Genomic DNA, 21,826 nt, shown 5'->3' with positions numbered 1-21,826 from the left:
CCGGCGCGACCCCGTCGTCCAGCAGCGGCGTCGTCGCCGAGCCACCAATGGCGGTCAGGTCCGCCGACACGGCTAGGCCGGTGCTCGCCGGGTTGGTGCCTGGGGTCACCGCGACCGTCAGCGTCGTCTGCCCGCCCTGAGCGATCGACGTCGGGTCGGCCGAGCCGGTGCCGCTCGGATCTGTCGGTCCCCCCGTCGGTATGCCGCGCGGCGTGATCGACAGGTCATCGATCCCGAGCGCGTCATCCGACCCGGAGACGTCCTGGCTCGCCCACCGCAGCACGATCCGCGCGCCAGGCGCCACGCTGAGGCCGGTCACCGACCCGGTCACGGCGGAGCGGTTGGCGGCGGCGTTGCCGTCGAGGGCGGCGGCGGTGCCGCTGGTGAGTGTCGAGGTCGCGTCCAGGGCGGGGGCCGCGAGCCAGGTGCCATCGGCCAGCCCGGTGGCGTCGGTGCTGTAGCCGAACACCAGCCGGTCGGTCCGAGCCGTGGTCGCGCCGCCGAGGCGCCACTGCTCGGCGGTGAACGCGAGGTCGAGGGAGGTGATCGTCGCGCCAGTCGAGTTCGTCAGCACCACCCCCACCGTGGGGGAGTTGCTGCCGCTGTTGAGGCTGCCGAACGCGCGATCGGGAGCACCCGCGGTGCCCAGAGAATAGGTGTCACCGCCCGTCCCGGAGCCGGTGCCCGCGGCATACGACGTGTTGGCATTGGTGCCCGCCTCAAGGAGGGTCCAGCCCGCCGGGAGGTCGCTCTCCACCCCGGTGCCGGAGCTGACCAGCGAATCAAAGCTTTGGACGTATGCCGCGTCGAGCGCCGACAATCCCGCCTCACCGGCGGCGTGGCTCGCCGGGGCGACCGCCACCAGTCCCGCCGTGGTCGTCGCGAAGGCGGTGGCGAGTGTCAGAGCGCGCCGCCGCGCGCTGCCGTGACCGAACATGGGGGACCTCCAGCAGTGGCGAACGGGTCTCGTTCACCCAACAGTGCGGGTCAGGGGGTGTCAACCGCTGCGGTTGTCGTGTCGCCGAACGGTCACGAGGCGTTCGCTTGGGCGCTCCCGCTCGTCCGCGCGAAAGTCCTAACCTCGTCAGGGCCGACGCCCCAGGAAATCCGTCGATTGGTGAACGTTCAAACTGCTAACCTTGATGAATTGCGGCGCATCACGCCGCCACCCGTCTTGCCACGACCCGCCGCCGGAGACAGCGTCGCCACCGGGACGAGTAGCTGTCCTAGTCGGGCCCCCTTTCCACAGACGGAGACAACCCTTTGTCTAGCCCTGCCCCTGTTGACGCACCCGTCGACACCTATTCCGACAAGATCGACGGCGCGGTCCTCAAGGTCGCCGGCGTCGTCGTGCTCGGCGCGATCATGTCGATCCTCGACATCACGGTCGTCAACGTCGCGCTGCCGACGTTCGAGCACGAGTTCGCCAAGAGCGGCGAAGACCTCGCCTACTCCACCGTGGCCTGGACGGTCACGGCATACACCCTCGCGCTCGCGACCGTCATCCCCCTGACCGGGTGGGCGGCCGACCGCTTCGGGACCAAGCGCCTCTACATGTTGGCGATCGCCCTCTTCACGGCCGGTTCGGTCCTGTGCGCGATGGCCACGAGCATCAACATGCTCATCCTCTTCCGGGTCATCCAGGGCCTCGGTGGTGGTCTCCTCATGCCGCTCGGTATGACGATCATGACCCGGGCGGCCGGCCCCCACCGGATGGGTCGCCTGATGGCGATCCTCGGGGTGCCGATGCTGCTCGGCCCCATCCTGGGCCCGATCCTCGGTGGCTACCTGATCGACACTGTCTCCTGGCACTGGATCTTCCTCATCAACCTTCCCCTCGGTCTGATCGCCCTGGCGTATGCCGCGTGGGCCCTGCCGAAGGACCGGCCCGAGCCGACCGAGTCCTTCGACTTCCTCGGCATGCTGATGATGAGCCCGGGTCTGGCGATGTTCCTCTACGGCATCTCCGCTATCCCCAGCGAAGGCACGTTCTTCTCGGCCAAGGTCATCGGCTGGGGCACCGCGGGTCTGCTGCTGCTGATCGCGTTCGTGCTCTACAGCTTCAAGCCGGAGCACCCGCTGCTGGACCTGCGACTGTTCGCCAACCGCAACCTCACCGTGGCGACCGTGACGATGTTCATCTTCGCCGCCGCCTTCTTCGGTGGCCTGCTGCTGGTGCCGACTTACTTCCAGACGGTTCGCGGCGAGGACGCCCTCCACGCCGGTCTGCTCGTCGCCCCGCAAGGCATCGGCGCCATGCTGACCATGCCGATCGCCGGCGCGCTGGCCGACAAGAAGCCGGTCGGGCGGATCGTGCCGTTTGGGCTCGTGGCGATCATCATCGGCATGTTCTTGCTGTCGCGCGTCGACGGTGACACGTCCTACTGGGGCTACATCATCCCGGTGCTCTTCCTGCTCGGCCTCGGCATGGGCGGCACGATGATGCCGATCATGACGTCCGCCATCAAGACGCTGACGTCGCATCAGGTCGCACGAGGCTCGACGCTGCTGAACATCACCCAGCAGATCGCCAGCTCCGTCGGCGTCGCGATCATGTCGGTCGTGCTCACCAGCGGGCTGAAGAACGACACCCTTGTCTCCCAGGCCGGCGCGTTCGGTGAAGCCACCAAAAACGTGACCGACCCGGGGCAGATCCAGCAGATCCTGGCGAAGTTCCCGGCAGTTGCCGAGATTCTCGCCAAGGCCGGAGCCGACCAAGCCGCTGGTCAAGCTGCCCTGCTGAGCGCCGTGCGCGACGCGATGGGCAAGGTCTTCGGGTCGAGCTTCCTGGTCGCCGCCTTCCTGGTGGCGCTGACGCTCATCCCGGCCTTCATGCTGCCTCGCCAGCACGAGGAGAGCCACCTGACTGATGACATGGATGCCCCGCCGCCGGTGCTGATGCACTGACGACCAATGGGTCGCCCTAACGAACCGGTCACGCTCGGCCTTGCGCCGAGGTGACCGGTTCGTCGTTGGGAGGGTCGTCGTTGGGAGGGGTGTCGGTAGGACGGTGCACAATGGCGCGGGTCGGGTCACGGGGGCCCGGCGTCGATGCTGAGGGGGGGCTGCCGTGGGTCTCGTCGCCGTCCTGCGGCGCCGGTGGCGCCTGCACCCCTCGGCCATGGCCGCCGTGATCGCGACGCTCATGCTGTGCCTGCTCGTGGTCGCTTCGCTGCGCGCCTTCGCCGGCGGCATCGCCGACGCGAGCGTGCGAAGCAGCGTGCTGGCGAGCACCGAAGAGGCCCGCCTCATCCGGATCAGCACGACGCTGCGACCCGATCGGATCGCCGAGGTCGGGAAGGCGGTCGAGCAGCTGAGCGGGCGGATCGAGGGCCGGCGGGTGTATGCCGCGCGCGTCGCCACCTCTCGCGGCCTCGCCGGTGGGGCGGCCAAGGACCGCATCCAGCTCGCCGAGTCGCCCGACATCGCCGGGGTGGCGAGGCTGACTGCCGGTGCGTGGCCGACCTTGCGCACGGACGCCCCGATCCCGATCGCCGTGCCGGAGGCTGCCGCGACGGCGCTGGGTTGGCAGCTCGGCACGCGGGCCGGCCTCACCGATCTCATCGACGACCAGGCCGGTCCCCTCGAGGTCGAAGTCGTCGGGGTGTATGCCGTGTCCGATCCCGCCTCGCCCCTGTGGAGTCTGCTTCCTCTCGCCTTGACCGGGGTCGCGCAGGGCGACTTCACGCAGTACGGCCCGATGATCGTCCCGGCCGCCACCCTCAGCACGCAGACGAGCGCCACCTTCGCCGTCGACGTCCCGCCGGATGGGCTCAACCGCGCAACGGCCGCCTCGGCCGCCGGTGCCGCCGACATCGCGATCGCAGAACTCAAGGCCGCACCGGCAATGGCGAACGCGACGGTCCGCGGGGAGATGCCCCAGGTCCTGCGCGCGGCCGCCGCGCTGGGTGATCGCACCGACCGGGTGCTCTACACCCCGATGCTGTTGCTGCTCCTGCTCGGGGGTGCGGCCCTCGCGCTATCCGTCGGCCAGCTCGCGATGCTGCGCGACAGCGAGACCCGCCTCCTGCGCACCCGCGGCGCTTCGACCGGCCAACTACTTCTCCTCGCCGTCGCCGAGGCGCTGGTCGTCATCGGCGTGAGTGCCGCCGCGGCACTCCTCCTAGCCCCCCTCGTGGTCGCGCGGCTCGCCCACGCCTCCGGATTCGAGGGCGCATCGGCGAGTTATCGGCATACGCTCCAGCAGTCGTCCGTATGGGGAGCGGTCGCCACCGGCGCCGCCCTCGCCTTGGTGGTCTATCTCGTCGCGAGCCTGCGTCACGGGCAGTTGCGGGTCGAGCGGGACGCGTCTGGGCGCAGCAAGGCCTTGTCCGTGCTGACTGGAGCGGGGCTCGACGTCGCTCTTCTGCTGCTCGGGGCGCTGGGGGTCGTGCAGTTGCGGCGCTACGCGGGCAAGGCCGATCAGGGCACGATCGATGCCCTCACCCTGGCCGCGCCGGTTCTGGTGATCGGCGGGCTGTGTGTTGTGGCGCTGCGGCTGATCCCGCTGCTGGCGCGGGCCGGGTCGCGCTGGGCCGCTGGCGGGGACACCCTGGGTCGGGCGTGGGCCGGGTGGCAGGTGGCGCGGCGTATGAGCACGCAGGCGGGGTCGGTGCTGCTCGTGTTGTTGTGCTTGACCATGGGTTCGCTCGCGGTGAGCCAGAAGGCCACCGTGGACCGCTCGATGGTGGACCAGTCGGCCTTCGAGACGGGAGCGCCCTTGCGGGTGGCCCTGCGCGGCCCGGCTTTCGGCGACCCGGGCATGCCAGCGGTGCTGGCCGATGCCGCCGGCGGTGCGGATCGGGCGATGCGGGTCTATCGCGAGAGCATCGACGTCGGCGGGCTGCGCGGGGTCAGTCTGCTCGCCGCGGATGTGCGCGCGGGACAGGTGATGACGCCGCGGACTGACCTGTTGAGCGGCGCCGCGTGGTCGGACCTGATCCAGCGGTTGGTGCCGAGCGACCAGAAGCCCGTGGGTGTGGAGATTCCCGAGGGGACGACGGAGTTGACCGTCCAGACGCGGACCGCCGACCAGCAGGGATTTGGCGACAACGGCCTCACCGCGCAACTTGTGCTGGCCGATGCTGCCGGCCAATGGTTCTCGCTGCCGCTGGAGTTCACCAGCGGCGAGCAGCGGGTGTCCCTGACGGCGCCGGCGCCGGGCTTCCGCGGCCCGGTGCGCCTCGTCGGCCTCACCCTGGACGGGCTCTACCTCGGGTTGATGGAGGAGAGCCTGCGCCCCCGCCTGACCATGAGCAGCGTGACCGCAGGGTCGACGTCGCTGGAGCTCGGAACGTTCGCGGGGGAGTGGCGCGGGGCGACCTGGGTGTTCGCGCCGCCGATGCCGGACCCGGGATCGGTCCCGGTGCTCATGACGCGCGACTTGGCAAGCACGACCAAGGTAGGCGTTGGTGCGGAACTGAAACTGACGATGGTCTCCTCCGCCCGCACGGCCAAGGTCGTGGGGTTGATCGACGCCCTCCCGACGGCAACGAACCCGCACCTCGGGGTCCTGGCAGACCTCGGCGTCGTACAGCGGGCCGCCGGCGCGAGCGGGGACTCGGTCAGCGGGATCAGACGGCTGACGGCGACCGAATACTGGCTGGACCCGGTCGATCCGGCGCACGCGCTGACGGCGCTGGCCGCCGACAGGGCGCGCATCGGCACGATCATCGACCGCAATGACGTCCTTGCCGCGCGCCAGGAGAGCAGCGTCAACGCTGGGATGCGCACGGCGATGGGCGTCCTGACAGCGGCGGCGCTACTGCTGGCGACGCTGGGTTTCGCGGCGGCGACCACCGCGTTGGCGACGCAGCGACGCCAGGAAGGCGTAGTCCTGACCGCCCTCGGCTACAGCCCCCGCGCGCAACGGCGGGTGCTGCTCGTCGAGCGGACCGTCGTGGTCGCGCTGACGGCGGTGGTCGGCATTGGGGTGGCGGCCCTGTCATCCTGGCTGGTCATGCCGCTGCTGGTTTCAGGCGATGGGCACGCGCAGGTTCCGCCGGTGGTGTTGGCCTTCAACTGGCCGGCGCTGCTGATCTTGGTGGCCGGGGTGAGCGTTGTCTTAGTGGCGGTGGCGGCGCTCTTGGTCCGCGGCCCCGGTGACCTGAGCGCCCAACTGCGAGCGCAGGAGGGTGAATGATGCGCCCCCTGAAGCGCGCCGGAGCCCACGCTAGGGGCGGCGCCCATGCCCGCGCGGCGAGCGGGTCTCGCGGTGGCGCCTTGACCCTGGGGCGGCTGCTGCGCCGGCACCTGCGCCGCGTCGGGCTAGGGGTGCTGCTCGCGCTCGTCGCGGCCTTGACCACGACGCTGGTCCTCGCGACGCCGCGGCTGGCGGACGCGGCATACGACAAGGCATTGGGTGACCAACTGCGGGACTCGGCGCGCGGACTGCGCGACATCAACCTCTCGGTGACGCGGGGGAGTGAGTTCGGGTTCTATGGCGTGCCGATCGCGATGCTCGGCGGCGAACCCGTGTCTCCGCAGGAGCGGGTCGATGCCAAGGCGCGCGAGATTCTGGGCCCGGCCGCCGCGCTCGTCGGGGGAGGCAGTTTTTCGGCCCAGGCCGATAGCTCCAGCGTCTCCATCCTGGACGACGCCGGGAGGCCCCGCACCGACCAGCCGACGCGGCAGGCGGTGGCGCGGCTGCAGTCTGGCTTCCCCGAGAAGGTCACGTGGGATGCGGGCGAGATGCCGGGCCTCCCGCGGCATACGGCCACGGTGCCGTATCTGATCGACGGCGACCAGGTGCCGCGCCCGACCAAGGTCATCCCGGTCGCCATCGCCACCCGCACCGCCCACGAGTGGGGCATCGGTGTCGGGACGCGGATGCGCTTGGACGCGGTGGGGCAGGGCCCGTCCTACGCCCAACCGCAGCCTTTCGTCGTCGAGATCGCGGGCACATATACGCCGAAGGACGCCGCAGACCCCTTCTGGGACGCTGAGCAGCGGATGGTTCGCGCGGCCGGACTCCCCTCGCCCGACGGGGGATCGATCCCCGAGATCGCGCTGATCGTCGCTCCCGAGGCGTATGGGCCGTTCGGCGCCGCCCTTTATCCCCTGCCGGAGGACTACCGAGATTTCCAGAACGGCTCCAGTGAGATCTCGTCCGGACTGGTGCATGAGTGGCGCTATCCGATCGCGGATGAGCGGGTCGATCGGGGCGATGTCGACGTGCTCGCCGATGGCGTGTCGCGCCTTGACCTCGCCGGGAGCAGGTGGGGACCCGACATCCCCAAGGTCGTCACGGGACTGCGCGACGTGCTGGCCCGCTATCAACGTGCTGTCGCGAGCACCTCTGCGCTGATGCTCTTCATCGTGCTTGCCCTCGTCGTGGGTGCGGCGTTGGCGATGGCGCAACTCGCCTTGGCGATCGTGGGGCAGCGGCGCCGGGAGTTGGGCCTGCTGCGCACGCGAGGCGCCGCCGCCGGCCAGGTCGCGCGACTGACTCTGTCCGAGATCGCGATCTGGCTGATCCCGGCAGTCCTCGCGGTGGCGGTCGTGGCCGCGCTCGCGCCGGGTCGGACGCGGGCCGAGAGCGTGGCGCTGGTCGTGGCGCCGATGCTCATGGTCCTGATCGTGGCCGTCGTTGCGACCCTGGTGGTGCTGCGCTCGGCGCACCGCACCGGCGATCGCGCAGGAGGGCGGTGGGCACGGCGCCTGGCGATCGAGCTCACGGTGCTGGCGGGGGCCTACTTCGTCACGAGTAGCCTGCGCAGCCGCGGCGAGCAGATCCGGTTCGGGACGGCCGACTGGGTGGGGGCGCTCACCCCGGTTGTGCTCGCCCTGGCGGCGACGGTCGTGCTGCTCCGGACCTATCCCCTGCTGGTCACCCTGGCCGCCCGCGGCCTGGCGCGGACGCGGTCACTGCTCGGCTTCCTCGGGTTGGCCCGGTCGGCGCGCGACGGGACGCGGGTCGGTCTGCCGGTCGCCATCCTGGTCATCGCGGCGACGGTGACCACGCTGCTCACCACGATCTGGGTGTCGATCGATCGCGAACGCGTGGCCGGCACCTACCGCAGCGTCGGCGCCGACGTGCGCATCGATGCCATTCGAATCGACGCGACCGACCTACCGCCGCTCGCGGAGCGCGCTGGCGTGGGGGCCGCCGTGCCGGCCTATCTTGCGACGACGCAGCTCAGCGCGACAGCCGGGTCGGGCAACCAATCGGTGGCGCTCGTCGCGACCGACCCGCAGGCGTATGCCGCGGCCCTGGACCGCACGCCCGTCGCCTTTGATCCCGCGCGGCTGAGTGGATCGGCGGCGGGGGGCGACGGTTCCGGTTCGGGTGGCACGACAGGTTCGGGTGACACGACAGGCTCGGGGAGCAGCGGGGGGACTGCGGTGATCCCGGCCCTGGTCAGCGCCCCGCTGAAGGCCCCGGGTCCGGACTTCCAGTTGGCCGTCGACGCGGTGCTGGTGCGCATTCGGGTGGTTGGGGTTGATCCCGCGTTGGCGCGGGGCACCAGTGGCAAGACCGCACTCCCGGTCGTCCTGGTGCCGCTGGACACGCTCCAGGCGGTCAAGCCGTCGACCCAACCCAACACGGTCTTTCTCCAGACGACCGACGCGGCGGCGGCGGAGCTGGCAGGGTCGTCGGCCCCGACGAAACTGTCGCAAGGGGTCACCTCACGGCCCAGCCTGGCGAATGCCATCGCCGAGCGCGCGTTGCCACGGCTGGTCCAGGCTGGAACTCTCGCCGCGCTGGTAGCCGCCGGCCTACTCAGCCTGCTGGCGGCGCTGCAATTGCTGGCTGCGACGCGGCGCGAGCGCACCGACGCGATGGTGCGACTGCGCACGATGGGTCTGCGTCACGGCGGGGAATGGCGGCTCGGCTTGATCGAAGTCCTGCCACTCGCCGCGGCGGCTATCGCCGCGGGAACTGGCTCTGGCCTCGTCATCCCACGCTTCTTGACGTCCTTCGTCGACCTGTCGCCCTACACCGGTGGCCCGCCCTTCCCACGTCTCGGCGCATCAATGCCCATCACTGCGGCGCTGGCGGGTGCGCTGCTCGCGATCGTCGTCCTGGCGCTCGCCGTCGACGCTCGCCGCGCCCGCCGCACCCGCCTTGCTGAACACCTTCGAGCAGGAGACACCCGATGACTGCGACTGCGACCGCCACCGCCTTCGGCGCGGGGGCTCAGATCGTCTGCGACAACCTGGTGCGCATCTTCAAGTCCGAGGGCGTCGAGGTCGTCGCCCTGCAGGGCTTGGATCTCCTTGTCCAAGAAGGCGAAGTCGTCGCCATCGTCGGTGCGTCCGGCTCGGGCAAGTCCACTTTGTTGAACGTCCTGAGCGGACTGGATGTGCCGAGCGCGGGCGTGGCCCGGGTGGCCGGCGCCGACCTGCTGACCATGTCCGCGCGCGACCGGGTGCGTTATCGGCGCCAGACGGTGGGCTTCCTCTTCCAGCAGGCGATGCACAACCTGCTGCCCTATCTGAGCGCGAGCGAGAACATCCAACTGCCGATGACCCTGGCCGGGGTGCCGCGCCGTGAGCGGCCGGAGCGGGCGGCCGAGTTGCTGGACCTGCTCGGCATACCGGACTGTGGGGAGCGCCGGATGGCCCAGCTCTCCGGCGGCCAACAGCAGCGGGTGGCGCTCGGGGTGGCCATGGCCAACCGACCAAAGGTGCTGCTCGCCGACGAACCCACCGGCGAGCTCGACACCCAGAGTTCGGCGGAAGTCTTCGAGGCCATCCGGCGGGCCAACGCGGCATACGGCACGACGGTGGTGTTGGTGACCCACGATCCGCTGGTGAGCGAGCAGGTCCAACGGACCGTCGGGATCCGGGACGGACGAACCTCATCGGAGGTGCGTCGGCGCACGGAGATTGGCTCCGACGGCGGCGAGGCACTGATCGCCGAGGAGTATGCCGTGCTCGACCGCGCCGGACGGCTGCAACTTCCGCGGGAGTTCACCGAGGCCCTGGACATGCGGGACCGGGTTCGACTCGATCTCGAAACCGATCACATCGGGGTTTGGCCGGACCTGCCCAGCGGCGCGGAAACCGACGGTGTGCCGGGCGAGGGCGGACGTGGTGAGGCCGGACCAGGCGAGGCCGGACCAGGCGAGGCCGGACCAGGCGAGGGAGGCGCGCGATGAGCACAGACTATGTGCGAATCGAAGGGATCACGCGGACCTTCGGGGCCGGTGAAAACGCCGTCCACGCGCTGCGCGGGATCGATCTGGCGATTCGGCAGGGGGAGTACGTCGCGATTAAGGGACGCTCCGGCTCGGGCAAGACCACGCTGCTGAACCTCATCGGTGGGCTCGACCGCGCCACCTCCGGCCGGATCGAGGTCGGCGGCGCCGACGTCACCGCGATGACCGACGCCGAGTTGCTGACGCTGCGCCGCGAGCGGGTGTCCTATGTGTTCCAGTCCTTCGGGCTGATCCCCATCCTAACGGCGCGGGAGAATGTGTCGGTTCCGTTGCGGCTGAACAAGATTCCGCCCCGAGATCGGGAGGAGCGGGTCACCGAGGTGCTCACCAGCGTCGGATTGGCAGGGCACCAGAACCAGGTGCCGGGTCAACTCTCCGGCGGCCAGCAGCAGCGCGTCGGGCTGGCGAGGGCGTTGGCGGCGAAGCCCGGGCTGTTGCTGGCTGACGAGCCGACCGGTCAGTTGGATTCGCACACCGCGCGCGACATCATGACCCTCATCGGGACGCTGGTGCGCACCGAGTCGATGACGGCGATCGTGACCACGCACGATCCGCTGCTGCTGTCGCTGGCCGATCGGGTGATCGAGATCGCCGACGGTCACTTGGTGGCGTAGCCGACTGCTGCCGGGCCGGGGTGGCAAGGGCGGCGGGGGTGGGGTCGCTTGTGCCGGGCCGATCTTGTCGGGTGCGGCGCGGCGGCTCAGCTCAGCAAGTCGCGCGAGTCGTTGTCCTTGACGTGACGAGCCTGCTTGGCGAGGTGGAAGCGGGTGTCACCGTAGGTGTGCTCGATCGCGGTGATGCGGGCGAGGTGGTGGCCCACGGCATACTCCGCCGTCATGCCGATGCCACCGTGCAACTGCACGGCCTCTTGGCCGACGTGGCGACCCGCCTTGCCGACGATGACCTTGACCCGCGAGACGGCGGTGTCGTCGTCGGGATTCTCGGCGAGGGTCATCGCCAGGAAGTAGACCGCGCTGCGAGCGAGTTCCAGGCTGGTGTACATATCGGCGGCGCGCTGGGTCAGCGTCTGGAAGCGCATCAACGGCACGCCGAACTGCTTGCGCGTCTTGAGGTAGTCGACGGTCAGCCCGAGGGCCGCCTCCATCGCACCGAGGGCCTCCGCGGCCAGCACGAGCGTGCCGAGGTTGAGAGCGCGCTGGACGTGGGCCGCACCACCGGGGATGGCGCGCGCCTCCTGCCCGGCCAGGTCCACGGTCGCTCCGGCGAACGTCGGCGCGTCAAGGGCGTAGATCTCGACCGCGTCACCCACGCAGGCGGTGGTGACGACGGCGGGGGACGCCGCGGCATACGGAATGGCGGCGCGAATCCCGGCGAGCGAACCGGCCGTTGCCGTGACGCCCACGGGGGTCGGGGACCACGCCCGGCTGGGCTCGTAGAGCGCGGGCACGACGAGCCGCGTGCCCTCGATGGCGGCCGTCGCGAGGTCGTCGAATCCCTCGTCGGAGCAGAGGAGTTGCGTCGCCGTCAACGACTCGGCGTATGGCGCGCGCACCCCCGCCTTGCCCAACTCCAGTGCAACGGCAACGGCCTCGACCGGGCCCGCGCCCATGCCGCCGACGTCCTCGGCGAACGGCAACCCGAGCGCACCGAGCTCGGCGAGGGCCTGCCAGAGCTTCGGGTCGTGTTCGGCATCGCCGGGGACGGGAGCCGCGTGATGCCGGGCGAGGAGGTCGCGGGTGGCCTCGCGCAGGGAGGTCTGTTCTTCGGTGAATGCGAAGTCCATCGTTTAGCCCTTCAGTCCCAGGATGCCGGTGGCGATGACCCCGCGCTGGACCTCGTTGGATCCGCCGTAGATCGAGGCTTTGCGGAAGTTGAGATAGACCGGCACCGATCGCCGGGCCCAGTCGGGGGTGTCGTCGGCGGGATCCCAGACCAGGCTTGACGGGCCGGCGATGTCGGCCACCAACTCCAGGACGTCCTGCTGGATCTGGCTACCGCGCAGCTTCAGGATGGAGGAGGCCGGGTCGGGTTTGCCGCCGTGCGAATTGGCCGCGACGCGCAGGACGGTGAGTTCGAGGGCGGCCAGGTCGCACTCCAACTCGGCGATGCGCGCGGCGATCAGCGGGTCATCCAGGAGCGTGCCGTCGCCGGACGCGATGGTCGCGGCGTGGGCCTTGGCGTCGACGAGACGCCGTTTGATCCAGCCCACGGGGGCCACCCCGACGCGCTCGTTGCCGAGGAGGAACTTGGCGTAGTCCCAGCCATGGTTCTCCTCCCCGACGAGTTGGTCGGCGGGCACGCGGACGTTGTCGAAGAAGACCTCGTTGACCTCGTAGCTGCCGTCGATGAGTTGGATCGGCCGAAGCTCGACGCCGGGGGAGGTCATGTCGATCAGCAGCATGGAGATGCCCTGCTGGGGCTTAGCCGCGTTGGGGTCGGTGCGCACGAGCATGAAGATCCAGTCGGCATACTGCCCGAGCGTCGTCCAGGTCTTTTGCCCGTTGACGACATATTCGTCGCCGTCTCGGACGGCGGTCGTGCGCAGCGAGGCGAGGTCGGAGCCGGCCTCCGGCTCGGAGAATCCTTGGCCCCACCAAATGTCGAGGGCGGCGGTTGGCGGCAGGAATCGAGCCTTGAGCTCGTCGCTGCCGAAGGCCGCGATGACCGGACCGATCATGTTGGTGTTGAACGCCAGCGGCGCCGGCACGCCCGCCAACTGCATCTCGTCGAGCCAGATGTAGCGCTGCAGGTCGGTCCAGTCCTTGCCGCCCCATTCCAGCGGCCAGCCCGGCACCGCGAACCCGGCCTCGTGCTGCAGGCGGTGACTCGTGGCGATGTCGTCCTTGGTGAGCTCGGCGCCGGTGCCCGCCTTGTCGCGGATCTCCTGCGGGATGGCGGTCGTGAAGAACTCGCGCGCCTGCTCCCGGAACGCGCGATCGTGCTCGCTCAGTCCCCGCTTCATCCGTGGCCTCCTCGCCCGCGTCCGGCCAACCCGGTCACCTCCGCCCATCTAACAAGGTGGGCCGCGCTCCGCCTGGAGGGGGTGGGGTGAATCTGCTCACGCACGGGGGGCGTCACGAGGCCAGCCACGCGCCGAAGGTGTCGAACGAGTAAGGGCGACCCAGGAAGTCGGCGACCAGGTCGGCGGCATCCTTGGACCCGCCACGGGCTAGGACGAGGTCGCGGTAGCGCGCGGCGACGGCCGGAGCGAGCATGTCGTCGCGGTCGAAGGCGCTGAACATGTCCTTGGCGATGACCAGGCTCCACATATAGGTGTAGTAGGCCGAGGTGTAGCCCTCCAAGTGCCCGAAGGACGCCGAGAAGTGGGTGCTCGGCAGTTGGGCGAAGAGGTCGTAGCGGCGCTGCAGTTCGGCGACATAGGCCGCGTGATCTGCCGGCCGGTCCTTGTGCAGGTAATAGGACGTTGCGGCATAGAACATCTGCGTGCGCGCCTGCAGGCCCTTGCCGAACTCCTTGGCAGCCACCATCTTGGCGACGAGGTCGGCCGGGATCGGCTCCCCGTCGGCATTGGTCGCGAAGGACGCCAGGATGCCCGGGTCCCAAGCCCACTCCTCCAGCATTTGCGAGGGCGCCTCGACGAAGTCCCACTCGGTCGCGACGCCGCTGAATCGCACCCAGTGTTGCTGCCCGGCGAGGATGTGGTGGAGCAGGTGGCCGAACTCGTGGAACAACGTGACGACATCGAGGTGCGGCATCAACCCGGTCGCGAAGTTGCAGACGAGCGTGCCCTCCGGCAGTGCTCGCCCGTCGTCGCCGCTGACGAGGGTGAACTGCGCCGCGTGCTTGAACTTGCCGTCGCGGGGGTGCAGGTCGAGATAGATGCGACCGATGTTGGCTCCTTCCCGGATCACGTCGTATGCCGTGACGGCCGGGTCCCAGACGGGCGCGTCGGTGCGCTGGACGTAGGTGAGCCCGAACAATGCGCCGGTCACCTCAAGCAGGCCCGCCCGGACCTTCGCGAAGTCGAAGTAGGTGCGGACCTCCTGGGCGTCGACGTCGAACTGCTCGCGGCGAACCAACTCGCTGTAGTAGGCGGAGTCGGCGCTGGTCAGTGGCCCGCGGTCGGGGTCGTCGCGGCGCGCGCGCTCCTCGAGAAGGGCGAGGTCGCGACGGCCGGGAGTCTCGGCCAACGCGCTGATCCGGTCGATGAAGTCGGCGATCGCCGGGCCTTCCTTGATCATCTTGACCTCGGCGTCGAAGGACGGCCAGTCCGGATGGTCGAGCAGGGCGGCTTGCTCGGCACGCAGGTCGAGCAACTCGTGCAGGATCGGGTCGTTCTGGGGGTAGGCCCGATCCAGGAAGGCCGTCACCAACTCGGTGCGGGCCGCGGCGTCATGGGCGAAGGTGCGGAACGGGATCGAGTCGGGATAGTCGGTGGTGAGGGTCACCAGGCCGTCGTCGTCGACCGGGTGGGCGTCGATGAAGTCCTGCGGCAGTCCGGCAAGTTGCTCCGGCCGCAGCCGGACGGTGGGCACGTCGTCACGGATGTTGCGCGAGAACTCTTGGCCGAGCAGTGTCTGCCGGTCGCTGATCTCAATCAGGCGGGCTCGGGTCTGCTCGTCTCGATCGACACCCGCTCGGCGGAAGTCGCGCAGGGTCAGCCGAAGCAGTCGCCCGGTCTCATCATCGAGGTCGGCGGGGTCGAGCGCCGACAACACGGCGAATAGTTCGCCGTCCACCGCCCGCTTGGTGGCGAAGGCCGCGATCTCCTGGGCGCCTCCCTCGCAGCGGGTGCGCACCTCGACTTGAGGGTGCACCTCGGCGAAGAGACTGGCGAGCGCGGCGGCATCGCCGAGGGCCTGGTCACCGCGGTCCCAGACGGTCAGCGCCTCCATCGCCGAGCGGGCGGTGCCGTCCTTAAGGGTGGCCACCGCCGCGGCGGCGGTGGTGAGCCCGGTGGTGATGCGCTCGTCGACAAAGGCGACCCAGTCGCCGTCGGGACCGGGGAGGACAAGGTGGGTATTCGGCATACGCACACGCTAACCGGGGGGTCGGACAGCCGCCTTTCGAGTCGGTCGGGAGCGCGCGGCGGGTGTTGATCCTGCCGACTGGAGGGGGTTGTCGGCGGGCTCTGGCAAGGTTGCCGCCATGTCAGCGAACTATGTCGCGCTCGGCGACTCGTATGCCGCCGGCGTCGGTGCCGGCGCACCGACCGGTCTGTGCTGGCGTTCGTCCGCCGGGTATCCGGTGCTCGTGGCCGGCACGCTGGGCGTGCGGCTCGCCTATCACGCGTGTCTTGGCGCGGACATACGACACGTTCGCGAGCATCAGTTGGGCGCGCTGGGGCCATCGACCGAGCTGGTGACCCTGACGGTCGGCGGCAACGACATCGGTTTCGTCCCCGTGCTTATCGCGTGCGCCGAGCCCGCCTGGATGCGGGACAGCGACCCGGTGATCGACGCCGCACTGGTGACCCTGCGCGAGCGCCTCCCCGGACTTCTGGCGGACTTGCACGACGAGGTCCGAGCCGCCGCGGCGCAGGCGCGTCGGCTCGTCGCCGGCTATCCGCGGCTGTTCGGCGCGCACGACTGCCACCTCGCGACCTTCTTCAGCGATCACGAGCTGCGCCGGCTCAACGCGGCCGCCGACGAGCTCGATGCGGTGGTAGCGAGGGCTGCGGAGGCGGCCGGGGCTGAATTCGTCGACGTCGCGGCGCGCTTTGCCGGCCACGACGTGTGCGCGGCCGATCCGTGGATCAACGGGCCGAGCCCGATCGTCGTCAACTCCTTCCACCCCGACCGCGACGGCCACGACGCCTACGCCGAGGGAGTGCTGGGGACGCTCGGTGTCACCGCAGAGCGACTGCGAGCGCTCGATGCCGACATCGAGCCGGGGCCGTGTGTGCCGGGGCCGGCCCCGACGTTCGCTCTGCCCGACCTGACGTCGGAGCGAAGTCTTGCCGGTGCGGCCGCGCACGGCCTTGACGTGATGGAGGTGGCGGCGTTGGGGCATCGACTCAATATCGCCGGCGTGACCGGCTTCCCCGACGAGGATGCCTCGGCCCGGCTCCATGAGCTCGACGCCCAGGTGTGCCGCCGGACCGGCCGGCCATGACTGCGCTCACCCTGGGCGACGCTGCCGAGGAGCTGTATGCCGCGGCTCCCGCCGAGTTCATGGCGTCGCGGACACGGTTGGTCGCCCAGGCGCGCGCGGCCAAGGATCGAGCACTGGCGACACAGATCGGCAAACTCCGCAAACCGAGCGTGGCGGCCGGCATCCTCAACGGCCTGGTCCGCGCGCGGCCCGATCTGACGGAGCGCCTGGTGACCGTCGGCGAGCAATTGCGCGCCGCCCAGGCGACGATGCACCTAGCGACGATGTCCGCGCTGCGCCCCGACCGGGACGCCCTGATCGCCGACTGGCTGGCTGGTGCGCGCGAGATCGCCGGTGCCGCTGATTCAGCGCTGAGCCCGGCGGCCACCGACGAAATCCGGGACACCGTCATCGCCGCCTTGGCCAGCATCGAGGCGACCGAGGCCGTCCTGGCCGGTCACCTCAATCGGGCGTTGTCCTACTCAGGTTTCGGCGAAGTCGATCTCGCGGATGCGGTCGTCCGGACCGAGGGCGGGACGGTCTTGCGGGTCATTCGCGGGTTGCGCGACCGCGAGGCGGAGCGTGCCGCTCCGGGCGAGGAGGATCGCGACGAGCATGGCGACGACGATCGCGATGAACTTGGTGACGAATATCGCGACGAATCTGGCGACGAACCAGTCGACGAACTTCGCGACCAACATGGCGACGAACCTGGTGCCGAGCCTCCCGCCGCCCCGCGCTCCGACCCGGGGCCCGCTCTAACTCCCGAGTCGTTGGATCCCGACGCGGTGGAGAGGCTGGTCGAGGAGGCGGGCGCGGCATACGCCGAGGCCGCGAGCGCGGTCGCCCACGCCATGTCCGCCGTCGGGCGCACCAGCGCCCAGCTTGACGAGGCCAAGGCTCGCGTCGCCCGGATGGGGCAGGAGTTGGCGCAGGCCGAAGCCGAGCTCGCGGCAGCCTTCGAGGCCGACGCCCGCGCCCGCGAAGCCGTCACGGCCGCCGTGGCGGCGCGCCAGCGAGCCGCTCAGCAACTGGCCCGCGTCCAGGAAGGCGACTGACGTGCCCACCGACCCCCGCGACCTGCGCTCCGATGCCCCGCTTCTCGACGCCTGGCTGACCTTCCAGGAACGCGAGGGGCACCCGTTCACCATTCCCGGGCACAAGCACCGGCGTGACCTCGTCGGCGACGTCATCGGCGGGGACGTGCCTCTGTATGCCGGGCTCGACTCGATGAAGCTCACCGCCGGGACCCTGGACGCAGCCCAGGCGGCCGCGGCCCGGTTGTGGGGAGCCGAGGCGGCCTACTTCTCGGTCGGCGGCTCCACCCACGGCAATCAGGCGCTTGCCCTCGCCGTCGGTCGACCGGGTCAGCCGATCCTGGTGGCCCGCAACGCGCATCGGTCGATGGTGTCGGCGTTGATGCTGGGCGGTCTCGACCCGGTGTGGCTCCTGCCCGAGGTCGATCCCGACACCGGACTGCCGCGCGGCATCTCTCCCGCCCAAGTGGCTTCGGCTCTCGCCCGGCACCCCGATGCCGCCGCGGTGCACCTGACCGATCCGTCGTATGTCGGCACGCTCGGCGATATCGCCGGCTGCGCCGAGGTGGCGCACGCCGCGGGCGTCCCGCTCCTGGTCGATGCCGCCTGGGCTGCCCACTTCGGGTTCCATCCCGACCTCCCGAGGCATGCGCTCGAAGCCGGGGCCGACGCCGTGGTGACGTCCGCGCACAAGACCCTGCCAGCGTGGAGTCAGGCGGCGCTCGTGCTGATCCGCGGCGACGTGGATGATGGCGACCCGACACCGGGCGCTGCGTCTCCGTGCTGTCGGCTCGACCCGGCTCGCGTCGCGGCGGCGATCGACGCGACCCACACCACCAGCCCGGCCGGTGCCATCCTCGCCAGCATCGACGCGGCCCGGGCGCTGCTGGCCCGCGATGGTGAGGCACTGCTCGGGGACTGCCTGACCTCGGTGAGTCGCCTGCGCGCCAGACTGCGCGGCATACCCGGATTGCGCGTCCTCGACGGTCCGGATGTCGACCCACTCAAGGTGACCCTCGTCCTGCCGGGGACGGGAGCCGACGGCAATGCGGCCGAGGCTGACCTCATCGCCGCCGGAATGCCGGTGGAGATGGCCGACCGCGACACGCTCGTGGCGATGGTGACGCTGGCCGACACTTCCGCCGATCTCGACCGCCTTGGCGACCTCCTCGTGGCGACGATCCAGCGGCACCGAGGGGCGCCGCGCGCGGTGGCGACGCCCGCGGCATACGCGGTGGTTCCGGAGCCGGCGATGTCGCCGCGCGACGCCTACTTCGCCCCACGCGAACCCGTCCCGATCGAGCATGCGCTCGGGCGGATCGGCGCGGAGCTGATCGCGCCCTACCCGCCCGGTATCCCGGTCCTCGCCCCGGGAGAGCGCATCACGCGCAGCGTCGTGGACGCGCTCGCCGCGGCCAGGGAGGCCGGCGTTCGCATTGCGTATGCCGCGGACCCCACCCTCGCGACCCTGCTCGCCGTCAGCGAGCCGCCTCCCACTCCGCCCGCGTGATCTCGTAGGTCACCTCGCCCTCCTCCCACCCGGGCAGGGGGTGCTCCCAGGTGCGGACATCCGTGCGGGCATGGCGCAGCCCGCACCGGCTCATCACCCCGCGCGACCCGGCGTTCACCGCCATCGTCTCGGCGATGATCCGCTCCAGCCCGACGGTCCCGAAGCCGTGGTCGATCAACGCCGCGGCGCCTTCGCTGGCAAGCCCGCGCCCCCACGCATGCCGATGCAACCGGTAGCCCAACTCGGCCAAACCTGGGCCCTCGAGCGACAGGCACCACCACCCCGCGAACCGGCGTCCCGGCCGCGGCCCGGTCTCGAAGCCGGACCAGAACCCCAGGCCGAGCGCATCATCGCTCGGGCTGAGCCGGCCGGGCATCCGCTCGATGACGTCCGCCCGGGAGCGCGGGGGGCCGAGGAAACGCATGACCTCGGCATCGGCGTCGAGTTCGGCGAGCACATCAAGGTGATCCCAGGACATCGGTTCCAGGACAAGGCGATCGGTCGTCAGGACGGGGCGACCCCGGGGTGGGCGCTGCGGCATACGCCCGATTATCCGGGGGTGTGGCGCACATCTCGCCGCGTGCGCGGGAGTGAGTGGCGGTCGCCACGGTGCCAGCGCGCCTCGCGCCCTAGGGTGCGGAAGTGGCCTCTTTCGCGCAGTTGCTCGTCGCGGGCGAGCGCTCCGACCCGGGTGGCTGGGCGGTGACCCGGATGTTCGGCTGGGGCGGCGAGGCGACGTCGTGGGTCTTCGAGGAGGTGCTCGCCGATCGCTTGCAGCGCGTCGACAGCGCGCTCGACCTGCAGGTCGGCGACGGGTCCCGACTCGCGGCCGTCCCGGAACTTCCCGACCACACGGTCGCCACGACGACCCCCGAGGAGGTTGGCGCCGCCCGTGCCGCCTTGGCCGAGCGCGGCGTCTGGGTGCTGGAGCACGCCGAGGGTGAGAATCTTCCGTTGCCGGCCAACAGTTTTCAGCTGGTGACGGCCAAGGGTCCGGCCCACGCCTCCGCCAGCGAGATCGCGCGCGTGCTGGCGCCGGGCGGCAGCTATCTCGCGCAATTGCTCGGTCCGGCAGGCGGGTTCGAGCTACTGGACTACTTCTTGGGCCCCGATCGCGGGGTGACTCGGCTGGCCGACACCCTCGACTCCATCCGGTTGGCCGGGCTCGACATCCTCGACACCCGGGTCGCGCGCGTCTCCGTGGAACTGCGCGACATCGGCGCGGTTGTCTTCGCGCTGCGCAAACTCCTGTGGGTGCCCGACTTCTCCATCGAGCGGTATGCCGCGCGCCTCGCCACCCTGCACGACCAGATCCGTCGGGAGGGTGCCGTGGTCACACAGGCGACGCGCTATCTGATTGAGGCGGTCAAACCCGACGCGGGGCCTTAGCGGGGGGCCAGAATCATGCCGGAGGAGACGTCGACGAGGGGCCGGGCCCCCAGCTGTGACGCCAGGGTCACCTCGACGGGCTTGAGATGCATTGCCGCATCGCAGGCTCCCGACGGCGGGGTGACGGTCGCCCCGATAACGACGATGTCCGCGGCCTCGTAGACCGAGGGCGTGATGTCGGTGTCGCACGAGCCGACGCCGACCTCGTACTTCACGGCGGTGTCGGACACGGCATACATGGCGGTCGCCCCGGCGATGCCGGCCTCGTAACCGAGGCCAGGGTCGGGTGCCGTTGGCGCGGAACCCAGCCCCGCCGGGTCGACGGCAATCACCGTCGCGGCGCCGGTCATGCCGCCGCCGGTGAATCGCCATACGGGTAGGTCCAGCACGCCCTTGTTGGTGGCGACCTGCTCGGAGGAGAGCTTTGCCGAGTCGAAGGACAACGTGCACCGCTCGGCCGGCCCGCACGGGTTGGTCAGCGCCTCGCCTGCGGCGGCCTTGGCGCCAAGGACCGGAAGGTCCTTCGTCGTGCCATCCGCCAAGACGACCTGGATGGGCGACGGGGGAACGGGGGCGTCCACGGCGAGGGCTCCCCGGCCGCTGAGCGCGGCCTCCTTGGCGAGGTCATCGGTGAACCCCGGCCACGACACCCGAGGCTCCAAAATGATCAACTTCTCCTGGTATGCCGCGAGCGTCCCGTCCGAGCGCAGCGCCGCCGCGACCTTTTCGGCCCGCTTGGCGAATGTGCCCGAGGGGGCCTTCGTCGTCGTGGTTGTGGCACTGGCAGAACTGCCGGTGCCGGCGCTCGTCCCACTCGCGGAACCCGCCGCCGACCCGGTGACCTGCGCGCCGCACCCGGCCAGAAGCATCGCGGCACCCGTGACGAGCAGCGCTCGGCGGGTGGTGGGTTTCGTCGGGCCGGTTGTCCGCAACATGGGGTGCCTCCACAGATTCGTTGTTGGCTCAGACGCCCGATGCCCGCGATCGGTTCCGGCGCCGCCGAATCGGTTCCCGAGGTGGGGACGGGTACCCGACCGGCCGAGGTGAGCCCGCGGCATACCGCCCCTCGTGGTTCGACGAGCGCGGGGATAGGGTCGAAGCATGGCCCGGTAGCAAGGCCGTGCCAACCGACAGGTGTCGGGCCGGACGACGTCGTTCACAGGAAGGCGCGCGCAATGACCAACGCAGATGGGACCCTCACCGACGCAGAATCCGTCGGATTGCCGGATGTGACCGAGGCGCGCGAAGTCGTCGCCGTCAGCCGTGTCCTCGACCATCCGGTCGCGAGCGTATGGGGAGCCCTCATGGCCCCGCACGGAGCCGAGGCGCTGCTCGGCTCCGGTGGCGAGTTGGGCACGAAGGGGACCAGTTGGCATGCCGCCGACGGGACGTATGGCGTGACCCGCAGCTTCCACCCGCAGGAGCAGATCCGCTTCTCCTGGCACGCCGACGCCGACGCCCCCGCGACGCTGGTCGACGTGCAGCTGCGGCCCGCGTCGGATGACCGGACCGAGTTGGAGATCCGGCACGACCACCTCGACGCCGGGCTCGACCGCGACTGGGTCGCCGCGCACTGGAATGCTGCCCTGGACCGGATCGACTCCGAAGCGCTCTGACCCGGGTTTTGGAGCGCTCTGACCGCGATTTGGCTGGGTTTTGGCCACCTCAGCACAAGTTAGTCAACTGCGGACAACTTGCAAGGTGTCCACAGT

At 70.4% G+C, this 21,826-nt stretch carries 16 protein-coding genes; 10 read left to right on the top strand and 6 right to left on the bottom strand.

Going from position 1 to position 21,826, the window contains the following annotated elements; all coding sequences use genetic code 11:
• Window positions 1-937: hypothetical protein (locus BN13_RS10660; protein WP_048546710.1), on the bottom strand; the 937-nt coding region annotated here is incomplete at its 3' end.
• Window positions 938-1,263: 326 nt separating this feature from the next.
• Here BN13_RS10660 and BN13_RS10655 point away from each other — a divergent pair.
• From BN13_RS10655 to BN13_RS10635, 5 genes are all read left to right on the top strand, one after another.
• On the top strand, window positions 1,264-2,907 hold the full coding sequence (locus BN13_RS10655; RefSeq protein WP_048546708.1) for a DHA2 family efflux MFS transporter permease subunit: 1,644 nt from the start codon (window positions 1,264-1,266) through the stop codon (window positions 2,905-2,907).
• A gap of 163 nt (window positions 2,908-3,070) precedes the next feature.
• Window positions 3,071-6,142, top strand: a complete 3,072-nt coding sequence (locus tag BN13_RS10650; RefSeq protein WP_048546705.1) for an FtsX-like permease family protein — start codon at window positions 3,071-3,073, stop codon at window positions 6,140-6,142.
• Window positions 6,139-9,102, top strand: coding sequence for a hypothetical protein (locus tag BN13_RS10645; protein ID WP_048546703.1), 2,964 nt, complete (start codon window positions 6,139-6,141; stop codon window positions 9,100-9,102). The genes BN13_RS10650 and BN13_RS10645 overlap by 4 nt, the downstream gene beginning before the upstream one ends.
• Entirely contained in the window at window positions 9,099-10,103 is a 1,005-nt protein-coding gene (locus BN13_RS10640) for an ABC transporter ATP-binding protein (RefSeq protein WP_084733696.1), read from the top strand. The genes BN13_RS10645 and BN13_RS10640 overlap by 4 nt, the downstream gene beginning before the upstream one ends.
• Complete coding sequence (locus tag BN13_RS10635) at window positions 10,100-10,777, top strand: ABC transporter ATP-binding protein (protein WP_048546700.1); 678 nt, start codon at window positions 10,100-10,102, stop codon at window positions 10,775-10,777. Before BN13_RS10640 ends, BN13_RS10635 begins: the two co-directional genes overlap by 4 nt.
• A gap of 86 nt (window positions 10,778-10,863) precedes the next feature.
• Here the strand turns inward: BN13_RS10635 and BN13_RS10630 are convergent, their stop codons facing one another.
• The 3 genes from BN13_RS10630 to BN13_RS10620 all read right to left on the bottom strand — a co-directional run bounded on the left by BN13_RS10630 (window position 10,864) and on the right by BN13_RS10620 (window position 15,115).
• Window positions 10,864-11,907 carry an acyl-CoA dehydrogenase family protein gene (locus tag BN13_RS10630; RefSeq protein ID WP_048546696.1) on the bottom strand — a complete coding sequence of 348 codons (1,044 nt, stop codon included), beginning with the start codon at window positions 11,905-11,907 and terminating at the stop codon, window positions 10,864-10,866.
• A 3-nt stretch (window positions 11,908-11,910) separates the two neighbouring features.
• The gene (locus BN13_RS10625) at window positions 11,911-13,086 is read right to left on the bottom strand and encodes an acyl-CoA dehydrogenase family protein (RefSeq protein ID WP_048546695.1); all 1,176 of its coding nucleotides are present in this window, start codon (window positions 13,084-13,086) and stop codon (window positions 11,911-11,913) included.
• 112 nt (window positions 13,087-13,198) lie between these two features.
• Window positions 13,199-15,115, bottom strand: a complete 1,917-nt coding sequence (locus BN13_RS10620; protein WP_048546692.1) for a M3 family metallopeptidase — start codon at window positions 15,113-15,115, stop codon at window positions 13,199-13,201.
• A gap of 118 nt (window positions 15,116-15,233) precedes the next feature.
• On the opposite strand from BN13_RS10620, the gene BN13_RS10615 reads away from it, so the two are divergent.
• The 3 genes from BN13_RS10615 to BN13_RS10605 are packed head-to-tail and all read left to right on the top strand — an operon-like array spanning window position 15,234 to window position 18,725.
• Entirely contained in the window at window positions 15,234-16,199 is a 966-nt protein-coding gene (locus BN13_RS10615; RefSeq protein WP_048546690.1) for an SGNH/GDSL hydrolase family protein, read from the top strand.
• Window positions 16,196-17,236 carry a hypothetical protein gene (locus BN13_RS10610; RefSeq protein WP_157038548.1) on the top strand — a complete coding sequence of 347 codons (1,041 nt, stop codon included), beginning with the start codon at window positions 16,196-16,198 and terminating at the stop codon, window positions 17,234-17,236. Before BN13_RS10615 ends, BN13_RS10610 begins: the two co-directional genes overlap by 4 nt.
• Window position 17,237: 1 nt before the next feature.
• A complete protein-coding gene (locus BN13_RS10605) occupies window positions 17,238-18,725 on the top strand; it encodes an aminotransferase class I/II-fold pyridoxal phosphate-dependent enzyme (protein ID WP_048546675.1) in 1,488 nt (495 codons plus the stop codon).
• Here the strand turns inward: BN13_RS10605 and BN13_RS10600 are convergent.
• The gene (locus BN13_RS10600; RefSeq protein WP_048546672.1) at window positions 18,694-19,266 is read right to left on the bottom strand and encodes a GNAT family N-acetyltransferase; all 573 of its coding nucleotides are present in this window, start codon (window positions 19,264-19,266) and stop codon (window positions 18,694-18,696) included. The genes BN13_RS10605 and BN13_RS10600 overlap by 32 nt on opposite strands.
• 101 nt (window positions 19,267-19,367) lie before the next feature.
• Between BN13_RS10600 and BN13_RS10595 the strand changes: the two genes are divergently transcribed.
• Window positions 19,368-20,114, top strand: coding sequence for a class I SAM-dependent methyltransferase (locus BN13_RS10595; protein WP_048546670.1), 747 nt, complete (start codon window positions 19,368-19,370; stop codon window positions 20,112-20,114).
• Here BN13_RS10595 and BN13_RS10590 read toward each other — a convergent pair.
• On the bottom strand, window positions 20,111-21,049 hold the full coding sequence (locus BN13_RS10590; protein WP_048546669.1) for a hypothetical protein: 939 nt from the start codon (window positions 21,047-21,049) through the stop codon (window positions 20,111-20,113). The genes BN13_RS10595 and BN13_RS10590 overlap by 4 nt on opposite strands.
• Before the next feature lie 240 nt (window positions 21,050-21,289).
• Here BN13_RS10590 and BN13_RS10585 point away from each other — a divergent pair, with 240 nt between their 5' ends.
• The gene (locus BN13_RS10585; protein WP_084733695.1) at window positions 21,290-21,730 is read left to right on the top strand and encodes an SRPBCC family protein; all 441 of its coding nucleotides are present in this window, start codon (window positions 21,290-21,292) and stop codon (window positions 21,728-21,730) included.
• Window positions 21,731-21,826: the final 96 nt, after the last annotated feature.

It is taken from the genome of Nostocoides jenkinsii Ben 74 (assembly GCF_001046875.1).
In the GTDB taxonomy this organism is placed as follows: domain Bacteria; phylum Actinomycetota; class Actinomycetes; order Actinomycetales; family Dermatophilaceae; genus Nostocoides_A; species Nostocoides_A jenkinsii.
Note: the sequence above shows the minus strand (reverse complement) of the source record. Positions and strands in the feature narration are given on the sequence as shown.

What these genes read in the sequence shown, in the direction of transcription:
- BN13_RS10610 (WP_157038548.1), top strand. Translation starts at nt 16,196, where the DNA reads ATGACTGCGCTCACCCTGGGCGACGCTGCCGAGGAGCTGTATGCCGCG.
- BN13_RS10640 (WP_084733696.1), top strand. Translation starts at nt 9,099, where the DNA reads ATGACTGCGACTGCGACCGCCACCGCCTTCGGCGCGGGGGCTCAGATC.
- BN13_RS10585 (WP_084733695.1), top strand. Translation starts at nt 21,290, where the DNA reads ATGACCAACGCAGATGGGACCCTCACCGACGCAGAATCCGTCGGATTG.
- BN13_RS10625 (WP_048546695.1), bottom strand. Translation starts at nt 13,086, where the DNA reads ATGAAGCGGGGACTGAGCGAGCACGATCGCGCGTTCCGGGAGCAGGCG.
- BN13_RS10630 (WP_048546696.1), bottom strand. Translation starts at nt 11,907, where the DNA reads ATGGACTTCGCATTCACCGAAGAACAGACCTCCCTGCGCGAGGCCACC.
- BN13_RS10645 (WP_048546703.1), top strand. Translation starts at nt 6,139, where the DNA reads ATGATGCGCCCCCTGAAGCGCGCCGGAGCCCACGCTAGGGGCGGCGCC.
- BN13_RS10620 (WP_048546692.1), bottom strand. Translation starts at nt 15,115, where the DNA reads ATGCCGAATACCCACCTTGTCCTCCCCGGTCCCGACGGCGACTGGGTC.
- BN13_RS10600 (WP_048546672.1), bottom strand. Translation starts at nt 19,266, where the DNA reads ATGCCGCAGCGCCCACCCCGGGGTCGCCCCGTCCTGACGACCGATCGC.
- BN13_RS10635 (WP_048546700.1), top strand. Translation starts at nt 10,100, where the DNA reads ATGAGCACAGACTATGTGCGAATCGAAGGGATCACGCGGACCTTCGGG.
- BN13_RS10590 (WP_048546669.1), bottom strand. Translation starts at nt 21,049, where the DNA reads ATGTTGCGGACAACCGGCCCGACGAAACCCACCACCCGCCGAGCGCTG.
- BN13_RS10615 (WP_048546690.1), top strand. Translation starts at nt 15,234, where the DNA reads ATGTCAGCGAACTATGTCGCGCTCGGCGACTCGTATGCCGCCGGCGTC.